General features: G+C 61.5%; 23 protein-coding genes and 1 tRNA gene. 22 read left to right on the top strand and 2 right to left on the bottom strand.

From position 1 onward, the window contains the following. Positions 1 to 3 precede the first annotated feature (3 nt). Entirely contained in the window at positions 4 to 1722 is a 1719-nt protein-coding gene (locus G7047_RS01730; RefSeq protein WP_166300144.1) for a sigma-54-dependent Fis family transcriptional regulator, read from the bottom strand. A 290-nt stretch (positions 1723 to 2012) separates the two neighbouring features. On the opposite strand from G7047_RS01730, the gene G7047_RS01725 reads away from it, so the two are divergent. From G7047_RS01725 to G7047_RS01640, 18 genes are all read left to right on the top strand, one after another. Then, positions 2013 to 2228, top strand: coding sequence for a phenol hydroxylase subunit (locus G7047_RS01725; protein WP_166300142.1), 216 nt, complete (start codon positions 2013 to 2015; stop codon positions 2226 to 2228). 43 nt (positions 2229 to 2271) lie between these two features. Continuing rightward, on the top strand, positions 2272 to 3264 hold the full coding sequence (locus G7047_RS01720) for a phenol hydroxylase (RefSeq protein WP_166300140.1): 993 nt from the start codon (positions 2272 to 2274) through the stop codon (positions 3262 to 3264). Positions 3265 to 3294: 30 nt separating this feature from the next. Continuing rightward, on the top strand, positions 3295 to 3591 hold the full coding sequence (locus G7047_RS01715; RefSeq protein WP_166300138.1) for an MmoB/DmpM family protein: 297 nt from the start codon (positions 3295 to 3297) through the stop codon (positions 3589 to 3591). A gap of 69 nt (positions 3592 to 3660) precedes the next feature. Further along, positions 3661 to 5235 carry an aromatic/alkene/methane monooxygenase hydroxylase/oxygenase subunit alpha gene (locus G7047_RS01710; RefSeq protein ID WP_166300136.1) on the top strand — a complete coding sequence of 525 codons (1575 nt, stop codon included), beginning with the start codon at positions 3661 to 3663 and terminating at the stop codon, positions 5233 to 5235. Next, complete coding sequence (locus G7047_RS01705) at positions 5232 to 5588, top strand: phenol hydroxylase subunit P4 (RefSeq protein WP_166300134.1); 357 nt, start codon at positions 5232 to 5234, stop codon at positions 5586 to 5588. Before G7047_RS01710 ends, G7047_RS01705 begins: the two co-directional genes overlap by 4 nt. A 9-nt stretch (positions 5589 to 5597) precedes the next feature. Then, positions 5598 to 6665 carry an NADH:ubiquinone reductase (Na(+)-transporting) subunit F gene (locus G7047_RS01700; RefSeq protein ID WP_166300132.1) on the top strand — a complete coding sequence of 356 codons (1068 nt, stop codon included), beginning with the start codon at positions 5598 to 5600 and terminating at the stop codon, positions 6663 to 6665. A gap of 19 nt (positions 6666 to 6684) precedes the next feature. Further along, positions 6685 to 7098: a 2Fe-2S iron-sulfur cluster binding domain-containing protein gene (locus G7047_RS01695; protein ID WP_166300130.1), complete on the top strand. Its 414-nt coding sequence runs from the start codon at positions 6685 to 6687 to the stop codon at positions 7096 to 7098. A gap of 21 nt (positions 7099 to 7119) precedes the next feature. Continuing rightward, positions 7120 to 8064, top strand: coding sequence for a catechol 2,3-dioxygenase (locus G7047_RS01690; RefSeq protein WP_166300128.1), 945 nt, complete (start codon positions 7120 to 7122; stop codon positions 8062 to 8064). Between the two features lie 56 nt (positions 8065 to 8120). Next, positions 8121 to 9011: a transporter gene (locus tag G7047_RS01685; protein ID WP_166300126.1), complete on the top strand. Its 891-nt coding sequence runs from the start codon at positions 8121 to 8123 to the stop codon at positions 9009 to 9011. A gap of 27 nt (positions 9012 to 9038) precedes the next feature. Beyond that, positions 9039 to 9500 carry a heme-binding protein gene (locus G7047_RS01680; protein WP_166300124.1) on the top strand — a complete coding sequence of 154 codons (462 nt, stop codon included), beginning with the start codon at positions 9039 to 9041 and terminating at the stop codon, positions 9498 to 9500. A 27-nt stretch (positions 9501 to 9527) separates the two neighbouring features. Further along, the gene (locus tag G7047_RS01675; RefSeq protein WP_166300122.1) at positions 9528 to 10982 is read left to right on the top strand and encodes a 2-hydroxymuconic semialdehyde dehydrogenase; all 1455 of its coding nucleotides are present in this window, start codon (positions 9528 to 9530) and stop codon (positions 10980 to 10982) included. Beyond that, complete coding sequence (locus G7047_RS01670; protein ID WP_166300120.1) at positions 10963 to 11829, top strand: alpha/beta fold hydrolase; 867 nt, start codon at positions 10963 to 10965, stop codon at positions 11827 to 11829. Before G7047_RS01675 ends, G7047_RS01670 begins: the two co-directional genes overlap by 20 nt. 9 nt (positions 11830 to 11838) lie before the next feature. Continuing rightward, on the top strand, positions 11839 to 12624 hold the full coding sequence (gene dmpE, locus G7047_RS01665; protein WP_166300118.1) for a 2-oxopent-4-enoate hydratase: 786 nt from the start codon (positions 11839 to 11841) through the stop codon (positions 12622 to 12624). A 55-nt stretch (positions 12625 to 12679) separates the two neighbouring features. After that, a complete protein-coding gene (dmpH, locus tag G7047_RS01660) occupies positions 12680 to 13468 on the top strand; it encodes a 2-oxo-3-hexenedioate decarboxylase (protein WP_166300116.1) in 789 nt (262 codons plus the stop codon). Positions 13469 to 13500: 32 nt separating this feature from the next. Further along, positions 13501 to 14478 (top strand): tripartite tricarboxylate transporter substrate binding protein, encoded by a 978-nt coding sequence (locus G7047_RS01655; protein ID WP_166300114.1) that lies wholly within the window; start codon positions 13501 to 13503, stop codon positions 14476 to 14478. A gap of 46 nt (positions 14479 to 14524) precedes the next feature. Beyond that, positions 14525 to 14716 (top strand): 2-hydroxymuconate tautomerase, encoded by a 192-nt coding sequence (locus tag G7047_RS01650; protein WP_166300112.1) that lies wholly within the window; start codon positions 14525 to 14527, stop codon positions 14714 to 14716. A 79-nt stretch (positions 14717 to 14795) separates the two neighbouring features. Next, positions 14796 to 14885 (top strand) — tRNA-Ser (locus G7047_RS01645). Between the two features lie 209 nt (positions 14886 to 15094). Next, positions 15095 to 16378: a site-specific integrase gene (locus G7047_RS01640; RefSeq protein WP_240939338.1), complete on the top strand. Its 1284-nt coding sequence runs from the start codon at positions 15095 to 15097 to the stop codon at positions 16376 to 16378. Between the two features lie 324 nt (positions 16379 to 16702). On the opposite strand, the gene G7047_RS01635 is transcribed toward G7047_RS01640, so the two are convergent. Further along, entirely contained in the window at positions 16703 to 17530 is an 828-nt protein-coding gene (locus G7047_RS01635) for a hypothetical protein (RefSeq protein ID WP_166300108.1), read from the bottom strand. A gap of 546 nt (positions 17531 to 18076) precedes the next feature. Here G7047_RS01635 and G7047_RS01630 point away from each other — a divergent pair. The 4 genes from G7047_RS01630 to G7047_RS01615 are packed head-to-tail and all read left to right on the top strand — an operon-like array spanning position 18077 to position 21051. Further along, positions 18077 to 18706 carry a GspH/FimT family pseudopilin gene (locus G7047_RS01630; RefSeq protein ID WP_166300106.1) on the top strand — a complete coding sequence of 210 codons (630 nt, stop codon included), beginning with the start codon at positions 18077 to 18079 and terminating at the stop codon, positions 18704 to 18706. Continuing rightward, positions 18697 to 19317 (top strand): type IV pilus modification protein PilV, encoded by a 621-nt coding sequence (pilV, locus tag G7047_RS01625; protein ID WP_166300104.1) that lies wholly within the window; start codon positions 18697 to 18699, stop codon positions 19315 to 19317. The genes G7047_RS01630 and pilV overlap by 10 nt, the downstream gene beginning before the upstream one ends. A 52-nt stretch (positions 19318 to 19369) precedes the next feature. Continuing rightward, positions 19370 to 20293, top strand: coding sequence for a PilW family protein (locus G7047_RS01620; protein WP_166300102.1), 924 nt, complete (start codon positions 19370 to 19372; stop codon positions 20291 to 20293). A 20-nt stretch (positions 20294 to 20313) separates the two neighbouring features. Then, positions 20314 to 21051, top strand: a complete 738-nt coding sequence (locus G7047_RS01615) for a PilX N-terminal domain-containing pilus assembly protein (RefSeq protein WP_166300100.1) — start codon at positions 20314 to 20316, stop codon at positions 21049 to 21051. Positions 21052 to 21059: the final 8 nt, after the last annotated feature.

The raw sequence follows: 21059 nt of genomic DNA, 5'->3' as shown, positions 1-21059 counted from the left end.
CTCTCACTCCCTCTTTTGCTGTGGCGTGCGATCACGCGTACGTGAAAGCCTGTAGCTCAATTGTGGTCGCGTCATGCCAAGTGCGCGCGCGGCTGCCGCAAGATTTCCGCCCGCGCGGCGCACGGACTCCTGAAGCAATCGATCTTCGAGCCCATCCAGCGTCAATCCCTGGTTGAGCATGGCGTCGTAGAAGTCGGTTGCGCCAGCCTTCTTCTCGCTTTGCGTGGACGTCTGTTCATCGCTGCACAAAAAGCCCTGCGCGTTCACCGAACTTTGGCCCGCGTCGCTCCACTGGGGGAACAGCGCGGTCACGTCGATCAACTCGTCAGCGGACGAGAGGATCAGGCCGCGCTCCATCAGATTTTCCAGCTCGCGCACATTGCCGGGCCAGCGATGACTGCGCAGCGCTGCAATCGCCCTGTCGGTCAACCCCGCCACACGCGTGCCATGTAGGGCCGAGAACTTCTGCAACAGATGCATGGCAAGCGATTCGATGTCATCCACCCGCTCGCGCAACGCGGGAATGCGGATCGGATAGACGTTCAGCCGATACAGCAGATCGGCGCGAAATCGCCCCTGCTCCACGGCCTTTTCGAGATCCACATTGGTAGCAGCCACCACGCGCACGTCGACCTTGATCGGCTTAGCGCCGCCAAGGCGTTCGATCTCGCCGGTCTGCAGCACTCGCAGCAGCTTGGCCTGCGCGGGCAGCGGCATTTCGCCGAGTTCATCAAGCATCAGCGTGCCACCATTGGCGCGCTCGAAGCGGCCGATGCGGGTGGCGTTCGCGCCGGTGAAAGCACCCTTCTCCGCGCCGAACAATTCGCTTTCGATGAGCTCATCGGGCAGCGCCGCGCAGTTCACCGCGACGAAGGGCTTGTCCGCGCGCGGGCTCATCGCGTGCAGCGCGCTCGCAAAGCGTTCCTTGCCCACGCCGGTCTCCCCCGTCAGCAGCACCGTGACTTGCGTGGGCGCTGCCTTGCGCAGCAGTTCCACGGCCGACTGGAAGGCGCGCGACTGACCCAGCAGCGGCCCCTGCGCATCTTGGGGTTGCAGCCGCGTGCGCAGTGCCTCAACCTGCGATTGCAGCTCGTCCAGACGTACCAGCATCGAGTCCGGAAGATAGTCGCGCGCGAGCTGTTCGCCATCGGGCCACTCGTGAACAAAGCGCCCTTCGATGAGGCAATGCGAGTGTCCACATGCCTCGCATTGCAGCTCCTTGAACAGCACCTGCTTGCGAAAGAAGGCACTTGAATAACCGGATGCATAGCCCAGCAGCATCCAGCACGCAGGCTCGCTTTGCGGGCCCCACTCGCGCACCTGTGACTCGGCCTCCCAACTGTGCTCCCAACGCACCTCACAGCGCAGACGTCCCGCCTCCTCGTCCACATCGAAGACCAGCGGCGTCGCGCGCACCGCACCTTCGAGCCGGTGCAGTTGTGGCCCCACCGCGAACATTTCGAACAGGCTGCCGTTGGGCCGTATCTGCCGTGCCAGCAGCGCATCGCGTTCGCCCGCCGCGTAACCACCACGCATGAGCACACGCCGCGTGTGTCCGGGGCCAAGCGTGTTCATCAACTCCTTGCGCAGCTCCATGAGCGACGCGGAGTGCATCAGCAGCATGCGCTGCCCGGACAGCCAGATCAGGCCGTCGTCGGTAGAGAAGCGCACCAGACTACGCAAATCGGCATCCGGCGGCAAGGGAGGTATCGAATGGGACATGTCATAACTATCGATAAAACAGTCCTCCTTGCCTATTCGGGCTGACCCGTGCCCGCCTCTCAAAGTGATCAATTCATCACGTGATGAAACCCCGATTCACCAATTGATCATGCTGCGGCGCAGCAATAGACACCCACGCGACGCATTCAATGCAAAGTCAGCCGGGGAAAGTGTCCGCCTCACGACAGACACACGTCAAACCCTAGGGACTAACCCGTGTTTTATCGATAAATCCAATTCTTGGCACGCAGCGTGCAAACCCATGAGCACCGACCTGCAAGGAGTGCGCAATGGATGAATCGAACACCACAGCCGAACGACTGGACCTGCCCAAGGTGGATCTCACGCAGCGCAGCGTAAACGTGCTGCGCCGCCGTGCCAACGGATTCATCGAATTCGAATTCTCGGTGGGCTGGCCCGAACTGGTGGTCGAACTGATGATGACCCGAGCCGACTTCGAGCAGTTCTGCAGCAGACAACAAATACCCGTTCCGCAAGGCACCTGAAGCCGCCCCGCCATCCATCTACTAACCACAGGAGACAAGGCCCATGAACATCGAACTGCAGGCGCGCGAGATACAGCCGCAGCGCCAGACTTTCGCCCGCGTTGCAGCGCACACCGGCGACAAACCGGCATCGCGCTACTTGGAAGCCATGCTGGGCGCACAGCCCGCAGAGCACTTCCACTACAAGCCGACGTGGGAGCAAGGCTTCGAGCTGTATGACAAGCGCCGCACGGCCATCGTGATGAATGACTGGTATGCGCTGCGCGATCCGCGCCAGTTCTACTACGCATCATGGACCATGGCACGCGCCCGCCAGCAGGACGCCATGGAGGCCAATTACCAGTTCGTCGAATCGCGCCAGCTCGCACAGAAAATGAGCGATGCGCTGCGTGCCCAAGTCTGCACCGTGCTCCTGCCATTGCGCCACGTGGCCTTCGGCGGCAACATGAACAACTGCCAGATCTGCTCGCGTGGCTACGGCACGGCGTTCACCGCGCCTGCGATGTTCCATGCGATGGACCAGCTCGGCGTAGCGCAATACCTCACGCGCCTCGGCCTCACGCTCGAAGAGCCCGGCGCGCTTGAGGCCGGCAGGAACGACTGGCTGCAGGTCAAAGCATGGCAGCCACTGCGCCAGTATGTGGAAGACAGCCTCGTGGTGCTCGATCCGGTGGAGCTGTTCATCGCGCAGAACCTCGCACTCGACGGTCTGCTCTACCCGCTGCTGTTCACCCAGTATGTAGACGATCACCTCGCAGTGAAGGGCGGCACGGCCGTGGCGATGCTGACCAATTTCATCCCCGAGTGGCACACCGAGTCCGCGCGCTGGATTGATGCCGTGGTCAAAGTTGCGGCGGCCGAATCCGAGCACAACCGCACGCTGCTCTCAGGCTGGTACAGCCGCTACGTGGAGCGCGCCGCCAGTGCGCTCGCCCCCATCGCCGCACTCGCGCTGGGTGACGACGCCGAGCGCGCCCTCGCCGATGTGAAGACTGCTCTCGAAGCCCGCGCCCGCAAAGCCGGGCTCGACGTCTGAGCCCCACCCGCCACGGAGACAAACCACACCATGACCGCACAAAACAGCACGCAGCCGCGCTCCAAGGTGTTCATCGCCTTTCAGGACAACGAGGAATCGCGCCCCGTCATCGAAGCGGTGCTTGCCGACAACGCCGAGGCCACGGCGGCATACACACCCGGCCTCGTAAAGATCGACTGCCCCGAGCGCCTCGTGATCCGCCGCGAGCGCATCGAAGAAAACACCGGCCAGCCCTACAACCTTCAGCAGCTGCAGATCAACCTGGTCACGCTTTCGGGCCATGTCGATGAAGACGACGACGAGTTCTCGCTGAGCTGGGGCCGTTGATCGGCCACCCGCAATCTTACCGAACTCTCACCTCACCCCCGCTGAATCAACACACGCCAAGGAGACATCATGGACACCCCCGTGATCAAGAAGAAACTGGGCCTCAAGGAACGCTACACCGCAATGACGCGCGGCCTCGCCTGGGACACCACCTACCAGCCGATGGACAAGGTGTTCCCCTACGACAAATACGAGGGCATCAAGATCCACGACTGGGACAAGTGGGAAGACCCGTTCCGCCTGACCATGGACGCCTACTGGAAGTATCAGGGCGAGAAGGAAAAGAAGCTCTACGCCGTGATCGAGGCCTTCGCGCAGAACAACGGCCAGCTCGGCGTGACCGATGCGCGCTACATCAACGCGCTCAAGCTCTTCATCCAAGGCGTTACGCCGCTCGAATACGGCGCGCACCGGGGCTTCGCGCACGTGGGCCGCCACTTCACCGGCGCGGGTGCCCGCGTGGCGGCGCAGATGCAGTCCATCGACGAGCTGCGCCACTTCCAGACCGAGACGCACGCAATCAGCCACTACAACAAGTACTTCAACGGCATGCACAACGCCACGCAGTGGTACGACCGCGTGTGGTTCCTGTCAGTGCCCAAGTCGTTCTTCGAAGACGCGATGACAGCGGGCCCGTTTGAGTTCCTCACCGCCGTGAGCTTCTCGTTCGAATACGTGCTCACCAATCTGCTGTTCGTGCCCTTCATGTCGGGCGCTGCGCACAACGGTGACCTCTCCACGGTGACCTTCGGCTTCTCCGCCCAGAGCGATGAATCACGGCACATGACGCTCGGCATCGAGTGCATCAAGTTCATGCTTGAGCAAGACCCCGGCAACGTGCCTATCGTGCAGAAGTGGATCGACAAGTGGTTCTGGCGCGGCTACCGCCTGCTCACGCTGGTTGGCATGATGCAGGACTACATGCTGCCCAAGCGCGTGATGAGCTGGAAGGAAGCGTGGGAGATGTATGCCGAGGAAAACGGCGGCGCACTGTTCCGCGACCTCGCGCGCTACGGCATCCGCGAGCCCGCCGGTTGGAAGGAGGCCTGCGAGGGCAAGGACCACATCAGCCATCAGGCGTGGAACACCTTCTACAACTACGCGGCCGCTGCACCGTTCCACACCTGGGTGCCCGAAGACGAAGAACTGAAATGGCTGTCGGAAAAGTATCCGACGAGCTTCGACCAGCTCTACCGCCCGCGCCTCGAACATTTCCGCCGCGAGCAGCAGGCGGGCAAGCGTTTCTACAACACGACGCTGCCGATGCTCTGCACCACCTGCCAGATCCCGATGGTGTTCACCGAGCCCGGCGACCCGACCAAGATCTGCTACCGCGAATCGACCTATCTCGGCGACAGGTACCACTTCTGCAGCGACGGCTGCAAACATGTGTTCGACGACGAGCCCGAGAAGTACGTGCAGTCCTGGCTGCCGGTGCACCAGATCTACCAGGGCCACTGCTTCAAGGAAGGCACCGATCCCACCGCTGAGGGCTTTGAACCACTGGCCGCCGTGCTCGACTGGTATGGCATCAACGTGGGTCGCGACAACTTCGATTTCGAAGGTTCGGAAGACCAGAAGAACTTTGCCGCATGGCGCGGCGATTCTCCCAGCAATGCAGCCAAGGAAGGGGGCGCGACATGAGCGTCAAGGCACTCTACCCCTACACCTTCAAAGCCAAGGACCGCCGCGAGAACTTTCCCGCACCGCTGCTCTACATTGGCTGGGAAGACCACCAGATGTTCTGCTCGCCCGTGTGCCTGCCGTTGCCCGCCGAGACGCCATTCGGTGCGCTCTCGCAGGCCGTTCTGCCCGGCGTGTTCGGCGCGCACCCGGACTTCGCGCGCATCGACTGGAGCACGGTCGAGTGGTTCAAGTCGGGCGAGCCATGGCAGCCCGATCCGGCCCGCTCACTGGCCGACAACGGCCTTGGCCACAAGGACGTGATCCGCTTTCGCACGCCTGGCCTCACGGGCATCGCGGGCTCGTTCGCCTGAGCCGACATCATGAGCTTTCAACTCACACTGGAGCCGCTCGGCGCCACCATCGAGGTGGAAGAAGGCCAGACCCTGCTCGACGCCGCGTTGCGCCAGGGTATCTACATTCCCCATGCCTGCGGGCATGGGCTCTGCGGAACCTGCAAGGTGCAGGTCTGCGACGGCGAAGTGGACCACGGCGCGGCCAACCCGTTCGCGCTGATGGACATGGAGCGCGACGATGGAAAGACGCTCGCCTGCTGCGCCACGCTGCAGGCGGACACCACCATCGAGGCCGATATCGAGGACGAGCCCGACGCGCTGATCATCCCGGTGCGCGACTTCTGCGCGACGGTCACGCGCATCGAACAGCTCACACCGACGATCAAGGCGTTGCACCTCCAACTCGACAAGCCCATGCAGTACCAGGCGGGACAGTATGTGCAAGTGCGGATTCCGTCGCTGGGCCAGAGCCGCGCGTTCTCCATCGCCAACGCGCCCGATACAAAGGGCTTCGCAAGCGAGATCGAGCTCAACGTGCGCCAGGTGCCCGGCGGCGCCGGAACCACGTGGCTGCACGAGGCTTTGAAGGCGGGTGAGCGGATCGACATCGCGGGCCCGTATGGCCGCTTCTTCGTGCGCCACTCGGCTGCCCAACCCATGGTCTTCATGGCCGGTGGCTCGGGCCTCTCTAGCCCGCGCGCGATGATTCAGGAGCTGCTGGCGCGCGACTGCAATCAGCCGATCACGCTGATCTACGGCCAGCGCAGCCGCGAGGAGCTGTACTACGACGACGAGTTCCGTGCGCTCGCCACGCAGCATCCGCACTTCACCTACATCCCTGCGATCTCGGGCGATGCGGACGTCAGCACGGGTTGGGACGGTGCACGCGGCTTCGTGCATGAGGCGGCGCGCGAGCACTTCGCGGGCAACTTCTCGGGGCGCAAGGCTTACCTCTGCGGCCCCCCGCCGATGGTCGAGGCCTGCATCGCCACGCTGATGCAGGGACGCCTCTTCGAGCGCGACATCTACACCGAGAAATTCATCTCGGCCGCCGATGCACAGGGCACGCGCAGCCCGTTGTTCAAGCGCGTGTGAGCGAAGCAGAGACATCGCCATGTGGACCCTGAACACCACCCCAAAGCACAGCGTGCACGTCACGCTCACCGACGAACGCTACGACTGCCACAGCAACGAAAGCCTGCTCAAGGGCATGCTGCGCCTGGGCCGCAAGGGCATTCCGGTGGGCTGCGTGAACGGCGGCTGCGGCGTCTGCAAGGTGCGAGTCGTTGAGGGCTCGGTGAGCCAGCTCGGGCCCGTGAGCCGCGCCCATGTGAGTGCAGAGGAAGAGGCCGCAGGCTACACCCTCGCCTGCCGTGTTGCCCCTGCCGAGGCCGTGTGCCTCGAAGTAAGTGCGCGGCTTGCGCGCCCGTTTTCCAAATCCTGCAAGGACGACAACAAGATCGTTCTCAACAAGTTGGACGCCAAGTCAGCGTCCATGGATCCCGCCAATCAATCACCAACCACCTGACCACAACCAAGGAGACAAGCAATGGGAGTACTACGCATCGGACACGCAAGCATCAGAGTGATGGACATGGCCGCCGCCGTGAACCACTACGAGAAGGTGCTCGGCCTGAAAACCGTCATGCAGGACAAGTCGGGCAACGTCTATCTCAAGTGCTGGGACGAGTGGGACAAGTTCTCGCTGATCCTCACGCCCAGCGACAAGGCGGGCCTGAACCATGTTGCCTACAAGGTCGAGAAGGACAGCGATCTCGAAGCCTTCCAGAAGCGCATCGAAGCCTTTGGCATCGCCACCGAGATGCTGCCCGAAGGCACGCTGCCATCGACCGGCCGCATGCTCAAATTCAACCTGCCGAGCGGCCACGATTACCGCCTCTACGCACACAAGGAACTGGTGGGCACCGACGTGGGCAGCACCAATCCCGACCCATGGCCGGACGACATTCGCGGCTCCGGCGTGCACTGGCTCGACCACATTCTGCTGATGTGTGAGATGAATCCCGAGGCGGGCATCAACACGGTCGAGGAAAACACCCGCTTCATGGCCGAATGCCTTGATTTCTTCCTGACCGAGCAGGTGCTGGTCGGCCCTGAGGGCAACATACAGGCCGCCACCTGGCTGGCCGTGACCACAACACCGCACGACATCGCCTTCGTCGGCGGTCCGCGCAGCGGCCTGCACCACATCGCCTACTTCCTCGACTCGTGGCACGACGTGCTGAAGTCGGCTGACGTGATGGCCAAGAACAAGGTACGCATCGATGTCGCGCCCACACGCCACGGCATCACGCGCGGCGAGACCATCTATTTCTTCGACCCGAGCGGCAACCGCAACGAAACCTTCGCGGGCCTCGGCTATCTCGCGCAGCGCGACCGGCCGGTGACCACCTGGACCGAGGACCAGCTCGGCTCCGCGATCTTCTATCACACGGGTGATCTGGTCGCCTCCTTCACCGACGTCTACACCTGATCCGCAGCGTCGAGAAAACAAGGGAAAACAAAGAAAGACACAAGGAGCATCCACCCATGAAGAAGATCCACCACGCAGTCGCAGCGGCTGCGCTGGCAGCGCTGTTGCCAGTCGCAGCCCAAGCCGAGGGCCACTACGTGCCCGGGGTCGAAGGCATCCAGGCCGCAAGCGCACCGCCGCCCGGCATGTACTACCTCGGCTATCTGGTCAACTACGACATCAACAGCTTCCGGGCTCCTGGCAGCAGCGACAACCTGCCCGGCCACAACCGGGGCACCGTCACCGCGCTCGCCAACCGCTTCGTCTGGATGACGGGCACCAAACTGCTCGGCGCCGACTATGGCATGGAGGCCATCGTGCCGGTGATGCGCACGTCGCTCACCATCAACGCGGCCGGTGTCTCCGACAGCCGCAGCGGTCTCGGCGACATCTACGTCGGCCCACTGGTGCTCGGCTGGCATGGCGCGCAGTGGGATGCCGTGGCCGCTGCCGGCATCTGGCTCGACAACGCGAGCACCAGCCACCCCGCATCGGCCGGCAAGGGCTTCAAGAGCACCATGCTGACGGGCGGCGCGACCTACTACTTCGACACAGCGAAAACGGTCTCCGCATCGGGCCTGATGCGCTTCGAGCGCAACGGCAAAAACGACGCGGGCTTCCGACACGGCAACCAGATCTCGCTCGAATGGGGCGTGGCCAAGAACTTCGGCACCGTGCAGGCGGGCGTGGTCGGCTACAGCCAGTGGCAGGTGAGCGACGACAGCGGCGTCGGCGCAAGCCGCGACCGCTCATCGCGCCACGCCATCGGCGCCGAGCTGGTCTATCCGATCCTGAGCGCGGGCGTGTTCCTCAAGGGGGCTCTCTACAAAGAAGTGCGCGCCGAGGCAGGAACCGGAGCCTACCCCAAGGGAACGCTCGCGCGCTTCACGCTGGTGAAGGCGTTCTGACCGAAAGAAGCAAGAGAGGAATCAGCCATGCAGAACCCGAATCACAGCGCAGACGCCAACCTCTACAGCGTGACGCAACGAGTGATCGACGCGAACGCCGCGCTGCGCGCCGTGCAGGCCGCCATCCGCCATGCCACGCAGCTGGGAGTGCGCGTGAACGTGTCGGTGGTGGACGCATCCGGCGTGCCAGCGGCCTTCGCGCGCATGGCTGGTGCGCCGCTGCACTCCATCGACATCGCCATCGACAAGGCCTACACAGCGGCCAGTTTTGGCCTGCCCACAGGCCAGTGGCAAGAAGCGCTGCAAAGCCATTCCGAAGCCGTGCGGCGAGGCCTGGTGCTGCGCCCACGCTTCGTGGGCTTTGGCGGTGGCCTGCCAATGGTCGAGCGCGGTGAGCGCATCGGCGGCATCGGCGTTTCCGGTGGAAGCGAAGCCCAGGACACAGGCATCGCGCAGGCGGGTCTTGCCGAATTGGGCCTGTCCATCTGACAACAACCAGGAAAGAGAGAGAACATCATGAAAGAAATCAGAAACTTCATCAACGGCGAGTACGTCGCTTCCGGCCGCACCTTCGACAAGCATTCCCCGTTGACCGGCGAAGCCATCGCCAAGGTGCACGAAGCCAACCGCGAACAGGTGAACGCTGCCGTGGCCGCCGCACGCGCCGCGCTCGACGGCCCCTGGGGCCGCATGACCGTGACCGAGCGTGTGGAAAAGCTCTACGCGCTGGCCGATGGCATCAACCGCCGCTTCGAAGAATTCCTCGCCGCGGAATGCGCCGACACCGGCAAACCGCGCAGCCTCGCAAGCCACATCGACATTCCGCGCGGCGCGGCCAACTTCAAGATCTTTGCCGACGTGGTGAAGAACGTGCCCACCGAATTCTTCGAGATGAGCACGCCCGACGGGCGCGGCGCGATCAACTATGGTTACCGCACACCCGTCGGCGTGGTCGGCGTGATCTGCCCGTGGAATCTGCCGCTGCTGCTGATGACCTGGAAGGTCGGCCCAGCGCTGGCCTGCGGCAACACCGTGGTGATCAAGCCCTCGGAAGAAACACCACAGACCGCCGCGCTGCTAGGCGAGGTGATGAACGAGGTCGGCATTCCGTCCGGCGTGTACAACGTGGTGCACGGCTTTGGCCCCGATTCGGCAGGCGAGTTCGTCACCACGCATCCCTATGTCGACGCCATCACCTTCACCGGCGAGACCCGCACCGGCGAGGCCATCATGAAGGCCGCCGCCAAGGGCGCGCGCCCGGTGAGCATGGAGATGGGCGGCAAGAATGCGGCCATGGTGTTCGCCGACTGCGACTTCGACGCGGCCATCGAAGGCACGCTGCGCTCGGCCTTCGTCAACAGCGGCCAGGTCTGCCTCGGCACCGAGCGCGTGTATGTCGAGCGCCCGATCTTCGAGCGCTTCGTGGCCGAGCTGAAGAAGCAGGTCGAGGGCTGGAAGATCGGCGTGCCCGAAGATGCCGACACCCAGCTCGGCCCACTGATCAGCAAGGAGCACCAGGACAAGGTGCTGTCGTACTACCGCCTCGCCGTCGAGGAAGGCGCGAAGGTGGTGACCGGTGGCGGCGTGCCCGACATGGGCGCGCAGTATGCGGGCGGCTCGTGGATCCAGCCGACGATCTGGACCGGCCTCTCCGACAACGCCCGCGTGATGAAGGAAGAGATCTTCGGCCCCTGCTGCCACATCATGCCGTTCGACAGCGAGAACGAGGTCGTCACCAAAGCCAACGACAACGTCTACGGCCTTGCCTGCGCGATCTGGACGCGCGACGTGTCCCGCGCGCACCGCATCGCGCAACGCATGAAGGTGGGCATCTCCTGGGTCAACAGCTGGTTTCTGCGCGACCTGCGCACGCCGTTCGGCGGCAGCAAGCAATCGGGTATTGGTCGCGAGGGCGGCGTGCATTCGCTGGAGTTCTATACGGAGCTGAAGAATGTCTGCATCAAGCTCTGAGCTGGTGATGGAGCGCAACCCCGAAATCGCTCACAGCATCAGCGCCGCAGGCATCCGCACCAACTACCACGACGTGGGGCGAGGCGACCCAGTGCTGATGATCCACGGTTCTGGCCCCGGCGTTTCCGCATGGGCCAACTGGCGGTTGGTGATGCCCGCGCTCGCCGAGCGCGCCCGCGTGATCGCGCCCGACATGGTGGGCTTTGGCTACAGCGCGCGCCCCCCGAACTTCACCTACGGCATGGACGCGTGGGTGCACCAGGCCGTGGGCCTGCTCGATGCGCTCAAGATCGAACGCGCCGATCTGGTGGGCAACTCGTTCGGTGGCGGGCTGGCGCTCGCACTCGCCATCCGCCATCCCGAACGCGTGCGCCGACTTGTGCTCATGGGCAGCGTCGGCGTGCCGTTTCCGATCACGCCAGGCCTCGATGCGGTGTGGGGTTATGAGCCCTCATTCGAAGCCATGCGCAAGCTGCTCGACATCTTCGCGCACAACCGCCGACTGGTGAACGACGAGCTTGCCCAGTTGCGCTACGAGGCCAGCATCCGTCCGGGCTTTCAGGAATCTTTTTCGGCGATGTTCCCCACACCGCGCCAGCGCTGGGTAGATGCGCTCGCGAGCAGCGAGGCAGACATCCACCGCATCCCGCACGAGACGCTGATCGTGCACGGCCGCGAGGATCACGTCATCCCGCTATCCAACTCCATCACGCTCGCCAACTGGATCGCGCGCTCACAACTGCATGTCTACGGCCACTGCGGACACTGGACGCAGATCGAGCACGCCGCGCGCTTCGCCAGACTGGTGGGTGACTTTCTCGCCGAACCGGAACCGGAATCTCACTAAGGCTGACCCATGAGCACACACATTCCTCTTCAACAACTGGGCGATGAGCTGTACGACGCGCTCACCAACCGCCAGATGATCGAGCCACTGTCCACGCGCCACCCCGACTTGGGGCTAGACGACGCCTACGCCATCCAGCAGCACATGCTTGCACGCCGGATCGCTGCGGGCGAGCGCGTGATCGGCAAGAAGATCGGCGTCACATCCAAAGCCGTGATGGACATGCTCGGCGTGTTCCAGCCCGACTTCGGCTGGCTCACCGACGGCATGGTCTACAACGAGGGCGAGCCCGTGCCCGCCGCCACGCTCATCCAGCCCAAAGCAGAGGGCGAGGTCGCCTTCGTGCTCAAGAAGTCGCTCAAAGGCCCGGGCGTGACCGCCGCCGACGTGATCGCCGCGACAGAAGGCGTGATGGCCTGCTTCGAGATCGTCGACTCGCGCATCCGCGACTGGAAGATCAAGATCCAGGACACCGTGGCCGACAACGCGAGCTGCGGCGTCTTTGTGCTCGGCGACCGCCTTGTCGAACCGCGCGATGTGGACCTCGGCACCTGCGGCATGGTGCTCGAGAAGAACGGCGAGATCGTCGCCACCGGCGCGGGCGCGGCGGCGCTCGGCCACCCCGCCAACGCGGTCGCCTGGCTCGCCAACACGCTGGGCGCACACGGCATCGCGCTCGAAGCGGGCGAGGTCGTGCTTTCGGGATCGCTCGCCGCCATGGTGCCGGTGAAGGCCGGAGACAACCTGCGCGTGACCATCGGCGGCATCGGCGGCTGCTCGGTCCGTTTCATTTGAAGTTTAGAAGATCTGAAGATCTGAAGATCTGAAGACAAGTTTGGAGACTTATCCCATGCCACTCGATGCAAAGACCATCGCCCTGCTCGCGGAGCACCTCGAAACCTGCGAGCTCGAAGCCCGCGACACCCCCAAGATCACCGACGAATACCCCGACATGGACTGGGACGACGCCTACGCGATCCAGGACAGCATCCGCGCGCGCAAGCTCGCACGCGGTGCGCGCATCATCGGCTACAAGGCGGGCCTCACCTCGCACGCCAAGATGAAGCAGATGGGCGTGGAGTCGCCGGTGTTCGGCTTCCTCGCCGACTACTTCAGCGTGCCTGAGGGCAGCACCGTGCAGGTCAGCGAACTCATTCATCCCAAGATCGAACCCGAGATCGCCTTCGTGATGAAGCGCGCACTCAAAGGCCCGGGTTGCAACATCGCCGACGTGTTGGCCGCTACCGACTTCGTGCTGCCCGGCATCGAGGTCATCGACAGCCGCTACCGCGACTTCAAGTTCGACCTCAAGAGCGTCGTCGCCGACAACACCTCCGCCGCGCGCTTCGTCGTCGGCGGCCAGGCCCAGCGCCCCGAATCGGTGGACCTGCGCACCGTCGGAATCGTGCTCGAGAAGAACGGCCAGCCCGCAGCGCTAGGCGCCGGAGCCGCCGTGCTCGGCCACCCCGCATCGGCCATCGCCATGCTCGCCAACCACCTCGGCAAACGCGGTGAAGAGATCCCCGCAGGCGCGCTGATTCTCTCTGGCGGCATCACCGAAGCCGTGGCCGTCGCGCCGGGAGACAACGTCTGCCTGCGCGTGCAGGGCATGGGCAGCATCACACTGCGTTTTGCCTGATCGAAGCCGTCAACAACGCAAGGAGACAAGCCATGCAACGCCGCCACTTCATGGCCGCTGCCACCATCGCCGTGATCGGAGACATCGCACACGCTCAGACAGCGGCGCCCTATCCCGCACGCCCCGTGCGCATGATCGTGCCGTTCCCTCCCGGCGGCCCCACCGATGTGATGGGCCGCATCGCCGCAAAGGCCATGGGCGAGCAGCTCGGCCAATCCTGCATCGTCGAAAACAAGGCCGGTGCGGGCGGCAACATCGGCACCGATGCCGTCGCCAAAGCCGCGCCGGACGGCTACACCATCGGCCTCGCCGCCATCAGCAGCCTGGCCATCGCGCCGCACCTCTACGCCAACCTTCCCTTCAACGCCGAGAAGGACTTCGCGCCTATCTCGCTGGTCGGCACCACACCCTGCGCGCTCGTCGTGCATCCAGGCGCGCCGTTCACCGATCTCAACGGCCTGATCACCTACGCCAAGGCCCATCCGGGCCAACTCAACTACGCCACCTCGGGCATAGGCACAAGCAACCACCTCGCAGCCGAGCTGCTGCAGTCCTTCACCGGCATCCAGCTCACCCACGTGCCCTACAGGGGCTCAAGCCAGATCGTGCCCGACCTGCTCTCGGGCACGATCATGATGAGCATGGAAAGCTCGCTCGCCACTACGCTGCAGCACATCCAGGCCGGCAAGCTGCGCGCCATCGCGATCACGTCGCCACAGCGCGCCGGGGCGCTGCCGCAAGTGCCTACCGTCGCGGAATCCGGCTACCCCGGCTTCGCCATCGAAACCTGGTTCGGCCTGGTCGCCCCTGCAGCCACACCACAGCCCATCCTCCAGCGCCTGGCCACCGCATGGGCCACCGGCGCAAAAAGCGCCGAGGTCCAGACCACCTTCGACCACATCGCCGCCAACCTACGCACCACAGATCCCGCGCAGTTCGCGGCCTTCATGCGATCAGAAAACCAGCGCTTCGGCAATTTGATCCGCCGCACCGGCATCAAGGCCGAATAGCGACAGCCACCGACCCAACCCGTCACACAAAAGACAAGGACTACCCATGCCATTCGCACAAATCTACATGATCGAAGGCCGCACCGAAGAACAGAAAAAGGCCGTGATCGAAAAAGTCACCCAAGCCCTCGTCGACGCCATAGGCGCCCCTCCCTCCAACGTGCGCGTATGGATCCACGACGTTCCTAAGGAAAACTGGGGCATCGCTGGCCAGAGCGCCAAGGAGCTCGGCCGCTGATTGTTGGCATTGCCCCCGATACCGACCTCTCCAAGCATCGCTCAAGGGCCACCGGCAATTGTGTAGAATATAAGGCTCAGGAGGTTTGGGTGAGCGGTTTAAACCAGCAGTCTTGAAAACTGCCGAAGGGGTGACCCTTCCGTGAGTTCGAATCTCACAGCCTCCGCCAGGACGATAAAACAAGCGCTTTTTTAGGCGCTTTTTTTACGTCCACTCGAAGGCGATTGACCCATATAAATCAACGTATTACGCTGTAATATATGATGATATATACAGTACTTCCGCGATTGGCATTCAGCCCGAATTCATCGCCTAGTCAAATTTTTATGGCCTATAGGATGGCCTATAAGATTTGCCATGGGTAGGCGCATCCTCGAAATGACAGCCATAGAAGTCTCGCGTTTACGGGACGACGGGGCCTATGCCGTTGGTGGCGTGTCTGGCCTATACCTTCAGGTCATCGGCGGCTCGCGCGTATGGGTCTATCGGTTTGTCCATCTGCGCCAGCGTCGCCGCATGGGCCTCGGCAGCTATCCATCGGTAGGCCTGGCCGCTGCGCGCGAGGCTGCACGAGCCGCCATGCAAGTGCGCAACTCAGGCGCCGACCCGATCACGTCTCGACAGAAGGAACGCGAAGCTGCCCGCACGGCCCATGCGATGCAGCTCACTTTTGCCGAAGCAGGCGAAGCGTTTGTGCTCGAGCATGAAACCACTTGGAAGAACCTCAAGCACGTCCAGCAGTGGCGCGCCACCTTGGCCACCTATGCCTATCCGCAGTTCGGCAAGCTGAACGTATCCGAGATCGAGCAAGCGCATGTTCTGCGCGCCCTCTCCCCCATCTGGAAGACCAAGACCGAAACCGCCACGCGCCTGCGCGGCCGGATCGAGCAAATCCTTGATTGGGCCACCGCTCACGGCCACCGCACCGGTACCAATCCAGCGCGATGGCGCGGCCAGCTCGAGCACATCCTGGCCAACCCCGACAAAGTAGCGCCGGTCCAGCATCACGCCGCCATTCCGTTCGGTCAGTTGCCCACCGCGTTTCGACTCATCGCCGCCATCAAAGGCCAATCCGCGCGCGCCTTGCAATTCCTGATCCTCACTGCCTCACGATCAGGCGAAGTACGCGGCATGCGCTGGGCGGAGGTGGATTTGAAAGTGGCCCTTTGGATCGTGCCCGCCGAGCGCATGAAAGCAGGCAAGGAACACCGCGTGCCCCTCTCGCGCCAAGCCATGAACATCTTGCGCACACAGCCGCGTCGCCAGAATGCGGACGGCACAACAGATGATGAAGACTATGTGTTTCCATCCAACCGACTCGGCCCACTCTCCGATATGGCGTTCACCACGCTGATGCGACGGCATGCATTTGATGCCGTGCCGCACGGCTTCCGCTCGACGTTCAGAGATTGGGCCGGAGAAACCACGCACCACCCGCGCGATGCGGTGGAGCTGTGCCTTGCGCACAGCATTGACACGAAAACCGAGGCCGCATATCGGCGCGCGGACATGCTGAAAAAGCGCGCCGTAATCATGCGGGAGTGGACTGACTATGCTGCACCCCACCTTAAAACATCCGCACTTGAAGTTTTTATACCAGCGCGTCGTTGGCAATCGGCCTCACACGCATCGCAGATGGATTGCCGCCTGGCACAGGACTGACAACTAGGCGCAGATTGCGCCAATCGTCGGTGTTTCCCTTGAGCACGCATTCGAATACGGCGTGTGCGATGTTTGCCGCGACTTCCGAAGCGACGGCAGCATCGCCTGCCACAAATGGAAACGCCCGACGCGGTGCGACGGGCACAAATATTCGAAGGACTATAGATCACTCAGACAGCCTCGCTGCGCGCGGCCTCCTTTAGATCAGCTTACTTCAGACGTCACACGGCGACGCCTGCGCGCAAGCCCCCCGCAAGGCACACGCTCAACGCGTCAGACCCAAACCCAACGAACCCATGGCGGGCACAGGAGCTGCACCACCTGTCACAGGAAAACCCGGCGACGCGAATACTGCATGGTGTAGTCCCCCACCGCCACGCCCGCAGCCACCGTGACGGCACCGGTCGCCGGATCGAGTGTGATGCCGTTGGGCCAAGTACCGACCGTCGTCACCATTGCATTGCTGCCTGCTGGAGATGCGTCTATGCCGCTTGCTCCAAAAAGTACGTCATTGGCGCGGATATCCGCGATGGCCACGCCACCGACATCGGTCGTCACCGTGCCGCTATCCGCCATGGGGCCGGGCGTGATGCTTAGGCCAACCTGAATGCCGACTCCGTCCTGAGAAGTATTCGTGCCATTGAAGAACTGGCCGAACGTGAGCTGGGTGCCTCTGGCTGAAGGCCCCGAGACCGATACGGTAGCGGTGTCGATCATGAGGTTGTCGATGCTGGTGATGCTGACTTCGGCAGTAGTGCCGTCTGCCTTCAGGTTGCTTGCCATCATTATCGCCGTGTTGTCCAGACTATAAAAGACAATCATGGGGTCGATCACGGGTGCAGCAAAATGGATGACGGCCTTGGATGGATCAGCGGCCGTGGCGCCTCCTGCCGGAGCGCGCACAAGCAGCGTGTCAGGGTACTGTCCTGCGCTAGAGACTTGCCATGCTGTGGTGGTTTGCGTCAGAAAGATGGTGGTGCGGGCGTCCACCTGATCGATTAGCAGATCGTCTCCCTGCAACACGCCGCTCACCTGCGTTTGATCCTTGACGCTCTTCGACGGGAAGTTCGTCCAGTAGTCGGCGGCATGGGCCCCCGACAGGCCACCGCACAGCACATAGACAATGCCCAGCGCGCGAACGATGGTAGCCAAACTCCTGCTTTTCCGGCCTCCGTGATGGGTTGCCGTACATGATTCGCTCAGCGGCCGTTGCGGGTTGTTCAATCGAGCCATACATTCCTCCCTGCAATCCTTTTAGGATTCGGAGGGTGTCACGACGGCCCTTTTGTCGCGCTCACGCAAAGCAACTACACACGAGCTTTAACGCATGTTCACATTGCGTTAGAAAGCACTGGTAGCGGGTGCAATTCATTGGCAACGATCGAGGCGGGTCGTGTGAGATCTCGATCTCGAATCCCTATCTCGCACGTCGACGTCCATGCCCGTGCCCCGTCCCCGTTCACTGAGTGCTCGAGCTTCACGTGGAAGACATCTCGTTGAAGTAAGAATCACCCGAAGGCGGCGACGCCTACATAGCCGATGCGCGAACCGATCCAATGATGTTGTCGCGGGTGAACTATTCAGAATGCGCCTCCGGAATGCCGCGCATCAATGAGATCGATCACCGTTCATCACGTCAATCCCACCGCTGGATTACATAAGATACCCAAAAAAACATTGATACCTAGAATGAGCCCAATGCAAGAAACCACCAATGCATTGTCAAGACCAACTAGCGCTCCGCGGCATCACGCTCGTCGCGTTAACGGATTCACGGCCATCGAATTGATGGTCGTTGTGGGCATTCTCGCAATCCTAACCGCTCTTGCGGCCCCCAGCTTCGTCCCTGTCATTGAGCGCTGGCGTGTGCGTCAGGCAAGTGAATCGCTTCAATCAACGCTGTTCATGGCCCGCTCAGAAGCCATCAAGCGAGGAGGAAACGTCGGAATTCAGAAGAAGCCACAAGGTACTGCCGGATGCACCTATGCGGCAACCGAGGCCGACTGGGATTGTGGCTGGTACGTTTTTGTCGACACGGACAAAAATGGGTCAATGGATGCCGACACGACCAAAGAGCCTCGCCTGCAGGATGTGCCGCCATCCAAGGATGTTCAGATCAGTGTCACGCCTTCAGGACAGAGCATTCGGTTCGATCGGTACGGAATGATGCAAGACAGTAGTGGCAGCAATGCCACCGTCGTCTATAGCTTCCTGGTTTATCCATCCAGCGTGGGTGTTGGTTCCCAAAACGCCATCGCAGTCTGTTTCACTCCTGGCGGAAGACTCAAAACCGTTAAGTATCACTCAGGTCCACCCCAATGCAGCTGACATATTCCTCCAAACAACGTCAGCAGGGCATTGCCCTGATCGAGGCGCTGATTGCCATTCTCATCATCGCGCTCGGCATTCTCGGCGTAATGGGTGTTCAGATGCGGACCTTGAGTGACACACAGACCGGCGTACGCCGCGCTCAAGCGATTCGATTGATCGAAGACTTCAGCGAACGACTGAAGGTCAACCCCAACTCGATGCACAACATCGACAGCTATGCCGCCTCTTGGGGCGACAAACCGACTTCGTCCAAAAACTGTCTCACCACCACTTGCAACAACTCCGAATTTGCCAAATTCGAAATCGCGCAATGGAAAGCCTCCGTAAGCCAGCTGCTGCCCGGTGGAAACGCAACGGTTTTTGTGCCTGAAGCCAAAGGCTCGCGTGACAATCGCCGCGAACTTGGAGTCATGATCAGCTGGCGTGAAAACGAAGGCAGTGACAAAGCCGATTTCCTGAAGGGTCTCAAAGACACCATTTTTGACGCAAGCACCGTCAGTTGCGAGAAGAACAAAACCTGCCACCTGCAGTTCATTTCTTTGAATGGGCGTTGTGCGCCCTACCGAGTCAAGGAGAGCGACCCTTTGTTCTTCTGCTCAAGCAGTTGAGCAACTCCATCGCTCAGATTTTTCCAGTCCATACCCGCGCGATTGTTTTCGTATGCACAGAGCCCTTACTACCGCTGCTTCGTCCCCAAAGGCATTGAACCGCCAGCACTTTCAACACGCACGCTACCCAGCCCGTGTGGGTCAGTCAGGTTTCACTCTTTTGGAGTTGATGGTCGGCATCGCGATTGGACTCATGGCTGTTGCAGTCGCCATGGGAGCACTTATGGCCTCGCGAAGCGTGTCTGGCACAGTCAGCGATGTCAGCCAATTGCAGCAGCAATCTGCCTACGCCTTCAGAATCATCGGCACCCAATTGCGTCACGCCGGTTCACTACGGTTGAACCTGGCTCCCCTCAAGAGTTCAGGTGACGCCATCGATGCTTATGAGGGTGTGGCCTTTGAAACCACCGTGGATGGATTCAACCCGACGACTGACACACTCTCGGGAATAGACAACCCCACCGGGGTCCAGTATGCGTTGACAACCGGTTTTCGCAACTATTCAGAGAAGCTCTACAACAAGTCCAGTGAAGAGTCCATGCTTCGCAACTGCCTTGGACAAGAGAACAGCAGCACGCTTATTCAGAGCCGTTTTCGCCTGAACGAAAAAACCAATGAACTTGAATGTGCCGGCAGCGGAGAGGCTCAAGCTCTGGTACAGAACGTGGCGAATTTCAGGGTTCGCTATCTGCGTCAAACCGAACCTGCGCCCTACGGCGATCCGCTTATCCAGTATGTCAAGGCCGCCGATGTGAGCAACTGGAAAGAAATCACTGCAGTTGAAATTTGCATTGTGATGTACGGATCTGAAATCATCGGAACCCCTGCGTCGTCCAGTTCTTACTTCGACTGCGCGGGCGACGACGGCACAAGCAAAAGTATCGACATAACTACCCTTTCTGCGCCTCGCACAAACCGCATTCACATGGTGTTTCGCAATACTTATCAAATCCGCAGCCAAGGCCTGCTGGGCTGATCAACTGGAGTCAGCTACTCATGCCATTCAAGACAAAAACACCCCACTCGCGGCAACGTGGTGTCACGCTGTTCATCGTGATCATCTTCGTCATGCTGTCGATGCTGCTTGCGCTTTGGGCATCCAGAACATCTCTCTTCAACGAAATGATCGTCGGCAATGATGCCGACTACCAGCGAGCCTTTGAAGCTGCCCAAGCATTGATGCAGGATGCAGAGCTGGATATTCAAGGCAATGCCTCAGACGGAAAAGAATGCCTCCCCGCATCCGATAGCGCCGCAACAGTGTGCCGCACCGGTAGCACATTGAAGTTTCCTCTGGAAGCTCAGGAGACTTCCATTTTGCTGGCAGATCTTGGAGTTGTGCCACTCTTTTGCAAGGATGGCATTTGCCTCAAGCGCACAGAATCGCAAGACTTCTGGAATGACCCGAGCGTATTGAAGCAAATGGCCGCAAACGGCATCGGTGCACGTTATGGCCAATACACGGGAGCCAAGACAGGCTCCAACCGCAACCCACTCCTTGAGTCCACGAAAGATACTGCCGCCGACAAAGGTGGTTGGTACTGGATTGAAATCATGCCGTATGTGGATGAAGTCGGAAACACCAACTTGATGACCAATGTCAGCTCCAACAGTCTGGATCTGAATCTCAAACCTCGCGTGGCATACCGCATCACAGCCATTGCGTATGGTCGCAAGTCCGGCACGATGTCAGTCTTGCAGCAGACTTATAGCCGCACAAAGAAAAAAGACTGATATCTCTC

Source organism: Diaphorobacter sp. HDW4A (assembly GCF_011305995.1).
In the GTDB taxonomy this organism is placed as follows: Bacteria; Pseudomonadota; Gammaproteobacteria; order Burkholderiales; family Burkholderiaceae_C; genus Diaphorobacter_A.
Note: the sequence above shows the minus strand (reverse complement) of the source record. Positions and strands in the feature narration are given on the sequence as shown.

What these genes read in the sequence shown, in the direction of transcription:
- G7047_RS01730 (WP_166300144.1), bottom strand. Translation starts at nt 1,722, where the DNA reads ATGTCCCATTCGATACCTCCCTTGCCGCCGGATGCCGATTTGCGTAGT.
- G7047_RS01725 (WP_166300142.1), top strand. Translation starts at nt 2,013, where the DNA reads ATGGATGAATCGAACACCACAGCCGAACGACTGGACCTGCCCAAGGTG.
- G7047_RS01720 (WP_166300140.1), top strand. Translation starts at nt 2,272, where the DNA reads ATGAACATCGAACTGCAGGCGCGCGAGATACAGCCGCAGCGCCAGACT.
- G7047_RS01715 (WP_166300138.1), top strand. Translation starts at nt 3,295, where the DNA reads ATGACCGCACAAAACAGCACGCAGCCGCGCTCCAAGGTGTTCATCGCC.
- G7047_RS01710 (WP_166300136.1), top strand. Translation starts at nt 3,661, where the DNA reads ATGGACACCCCCGTGATCAAGAAGAAACTGGGCCTCAAGGAACGCTAC.
- G7047_RS01705 (WP_166300134.1), top strand. Translation starts at nt 5,232, where the DNA reads ATGAGCGTCAAGGCACTCTACCCCTACACCTTCAAAGCCAAGGACCGC.
- G7047_RS01700 (WP_166300132.1), top strand. Translation starts at nt 5,598, where the DNA reads ATGAGCTTTCAACTCACACTGGAGCCGCTCGGCGCCACCATCGAGGTG.
- G7047_RS01695 (WP_166300130.1), top strand. Translation starts at nt 6,685, where the DNA reads ATGTGGACCCTGAACACCACCCCAAAGCACAGCGTGCACGTCACGCTC.
- G7047_RS01690 (WP_166300128.1), top strand. Translation starts at nt 7,120, where the DNA reads ATGGGAGTACTACGCATCGGACACGCAAGCATCAGAGTGATGGACATG.
- G7047_RS01685 (WP_166300126.1), top strand. Translation starts at nt 8,121, where the DNA reads ATGAAGAAGATCCACCACGCAGTCGCAGCGGCTGCGCTGGCAGCGCTG.
- G7047_RS01680 (WP_166300124.1), top strand. Translation starts at nt 9,039, where the DNA reads ATGCAGAACCCGAATCACAGCGCAGACGCCAACCTCTACAGCGTGACG.
- G7047_RS01675 (WP_166300122.1), top strand. Translation starts at nt 9,528, where the DNA reads ATGAAAGAAATCAGAAACTTCATCAACGGCGAGTACGTCGCTTCCGGC.
- G7047_RS01670 (WP_166300120.1), top strand. Translation starts at nt 10,963, where the DNA reads ATGTCTGCATCAAGCTCTGAGCTGGTGATGGAGCGCAACCCCGAAATC.
- dmpE (WP_166300118.1), top strand. Translation starts at nt 11,839, where the DNA reads ATGAGCACACACATTCCTCTTCAACAACTGGGCGATGAGCTGTACGAC.
- dmpH (WP_166300116.1), top strand. Translation starts at nt 12,680, where the DNA reads ATGCCACTCGATGCAAAGACCATCGCCCTGCTCGCGGAGCACCTCGAA.
- G7047_RS01655 (WP_166300114.1), top strand. Translation starts at nt 13,501, where the DNA reads ATGCAACGCCGCCACTTCATGGCCGCTGCCACCATCGCCGTGATCGGA.
- G7047_RS01650 (WP_166300112.1), top strand. Translation starts at nt 14,525, where the DNA reads ATGCCATTCGCACAAATCTACATGATCGAAGGCCGCACCGAAGAACAG.
- G7047_RS01640 (WP_240939338.1), top strand. Translation starts at nt 15,095, where the DNA reads ATGACAGCCATAGAAGTCTCGCGTTTACGGGACGACGGGGCCTATGCC.
- G7047_RS01630 (WP_166300106.1), top strand. Translation starts at nt 18,077, where the DNA reads ATGCAAGAAACCACCAATGCATTGTCAAGACCAACTAGCGCTCCGCGG.
- pilV (WP_166300104.1), top strand. Translation starts at nt 18,697, where the DNA reads ATGCAGCTGACATATTCCTCCAAACAACGTCAGCAGGGCATTGCCCTG.
- G7047_RS01620 (WP_166300102.1), top strand. Translation starts at nt 19,370, where the DNA reads ATGCACAGAGCCCTTACTACCGCTGCTTCGTCCCCAAAGGCATTGAAC.
- G7047_RS01615 (WP_166300100.1), top strand. Translation starts at nt 20,314, where the DNA reads ATGCCATTCAAGACAAAAACACCCCACTCGCGGCAACGTGGTGTCACG.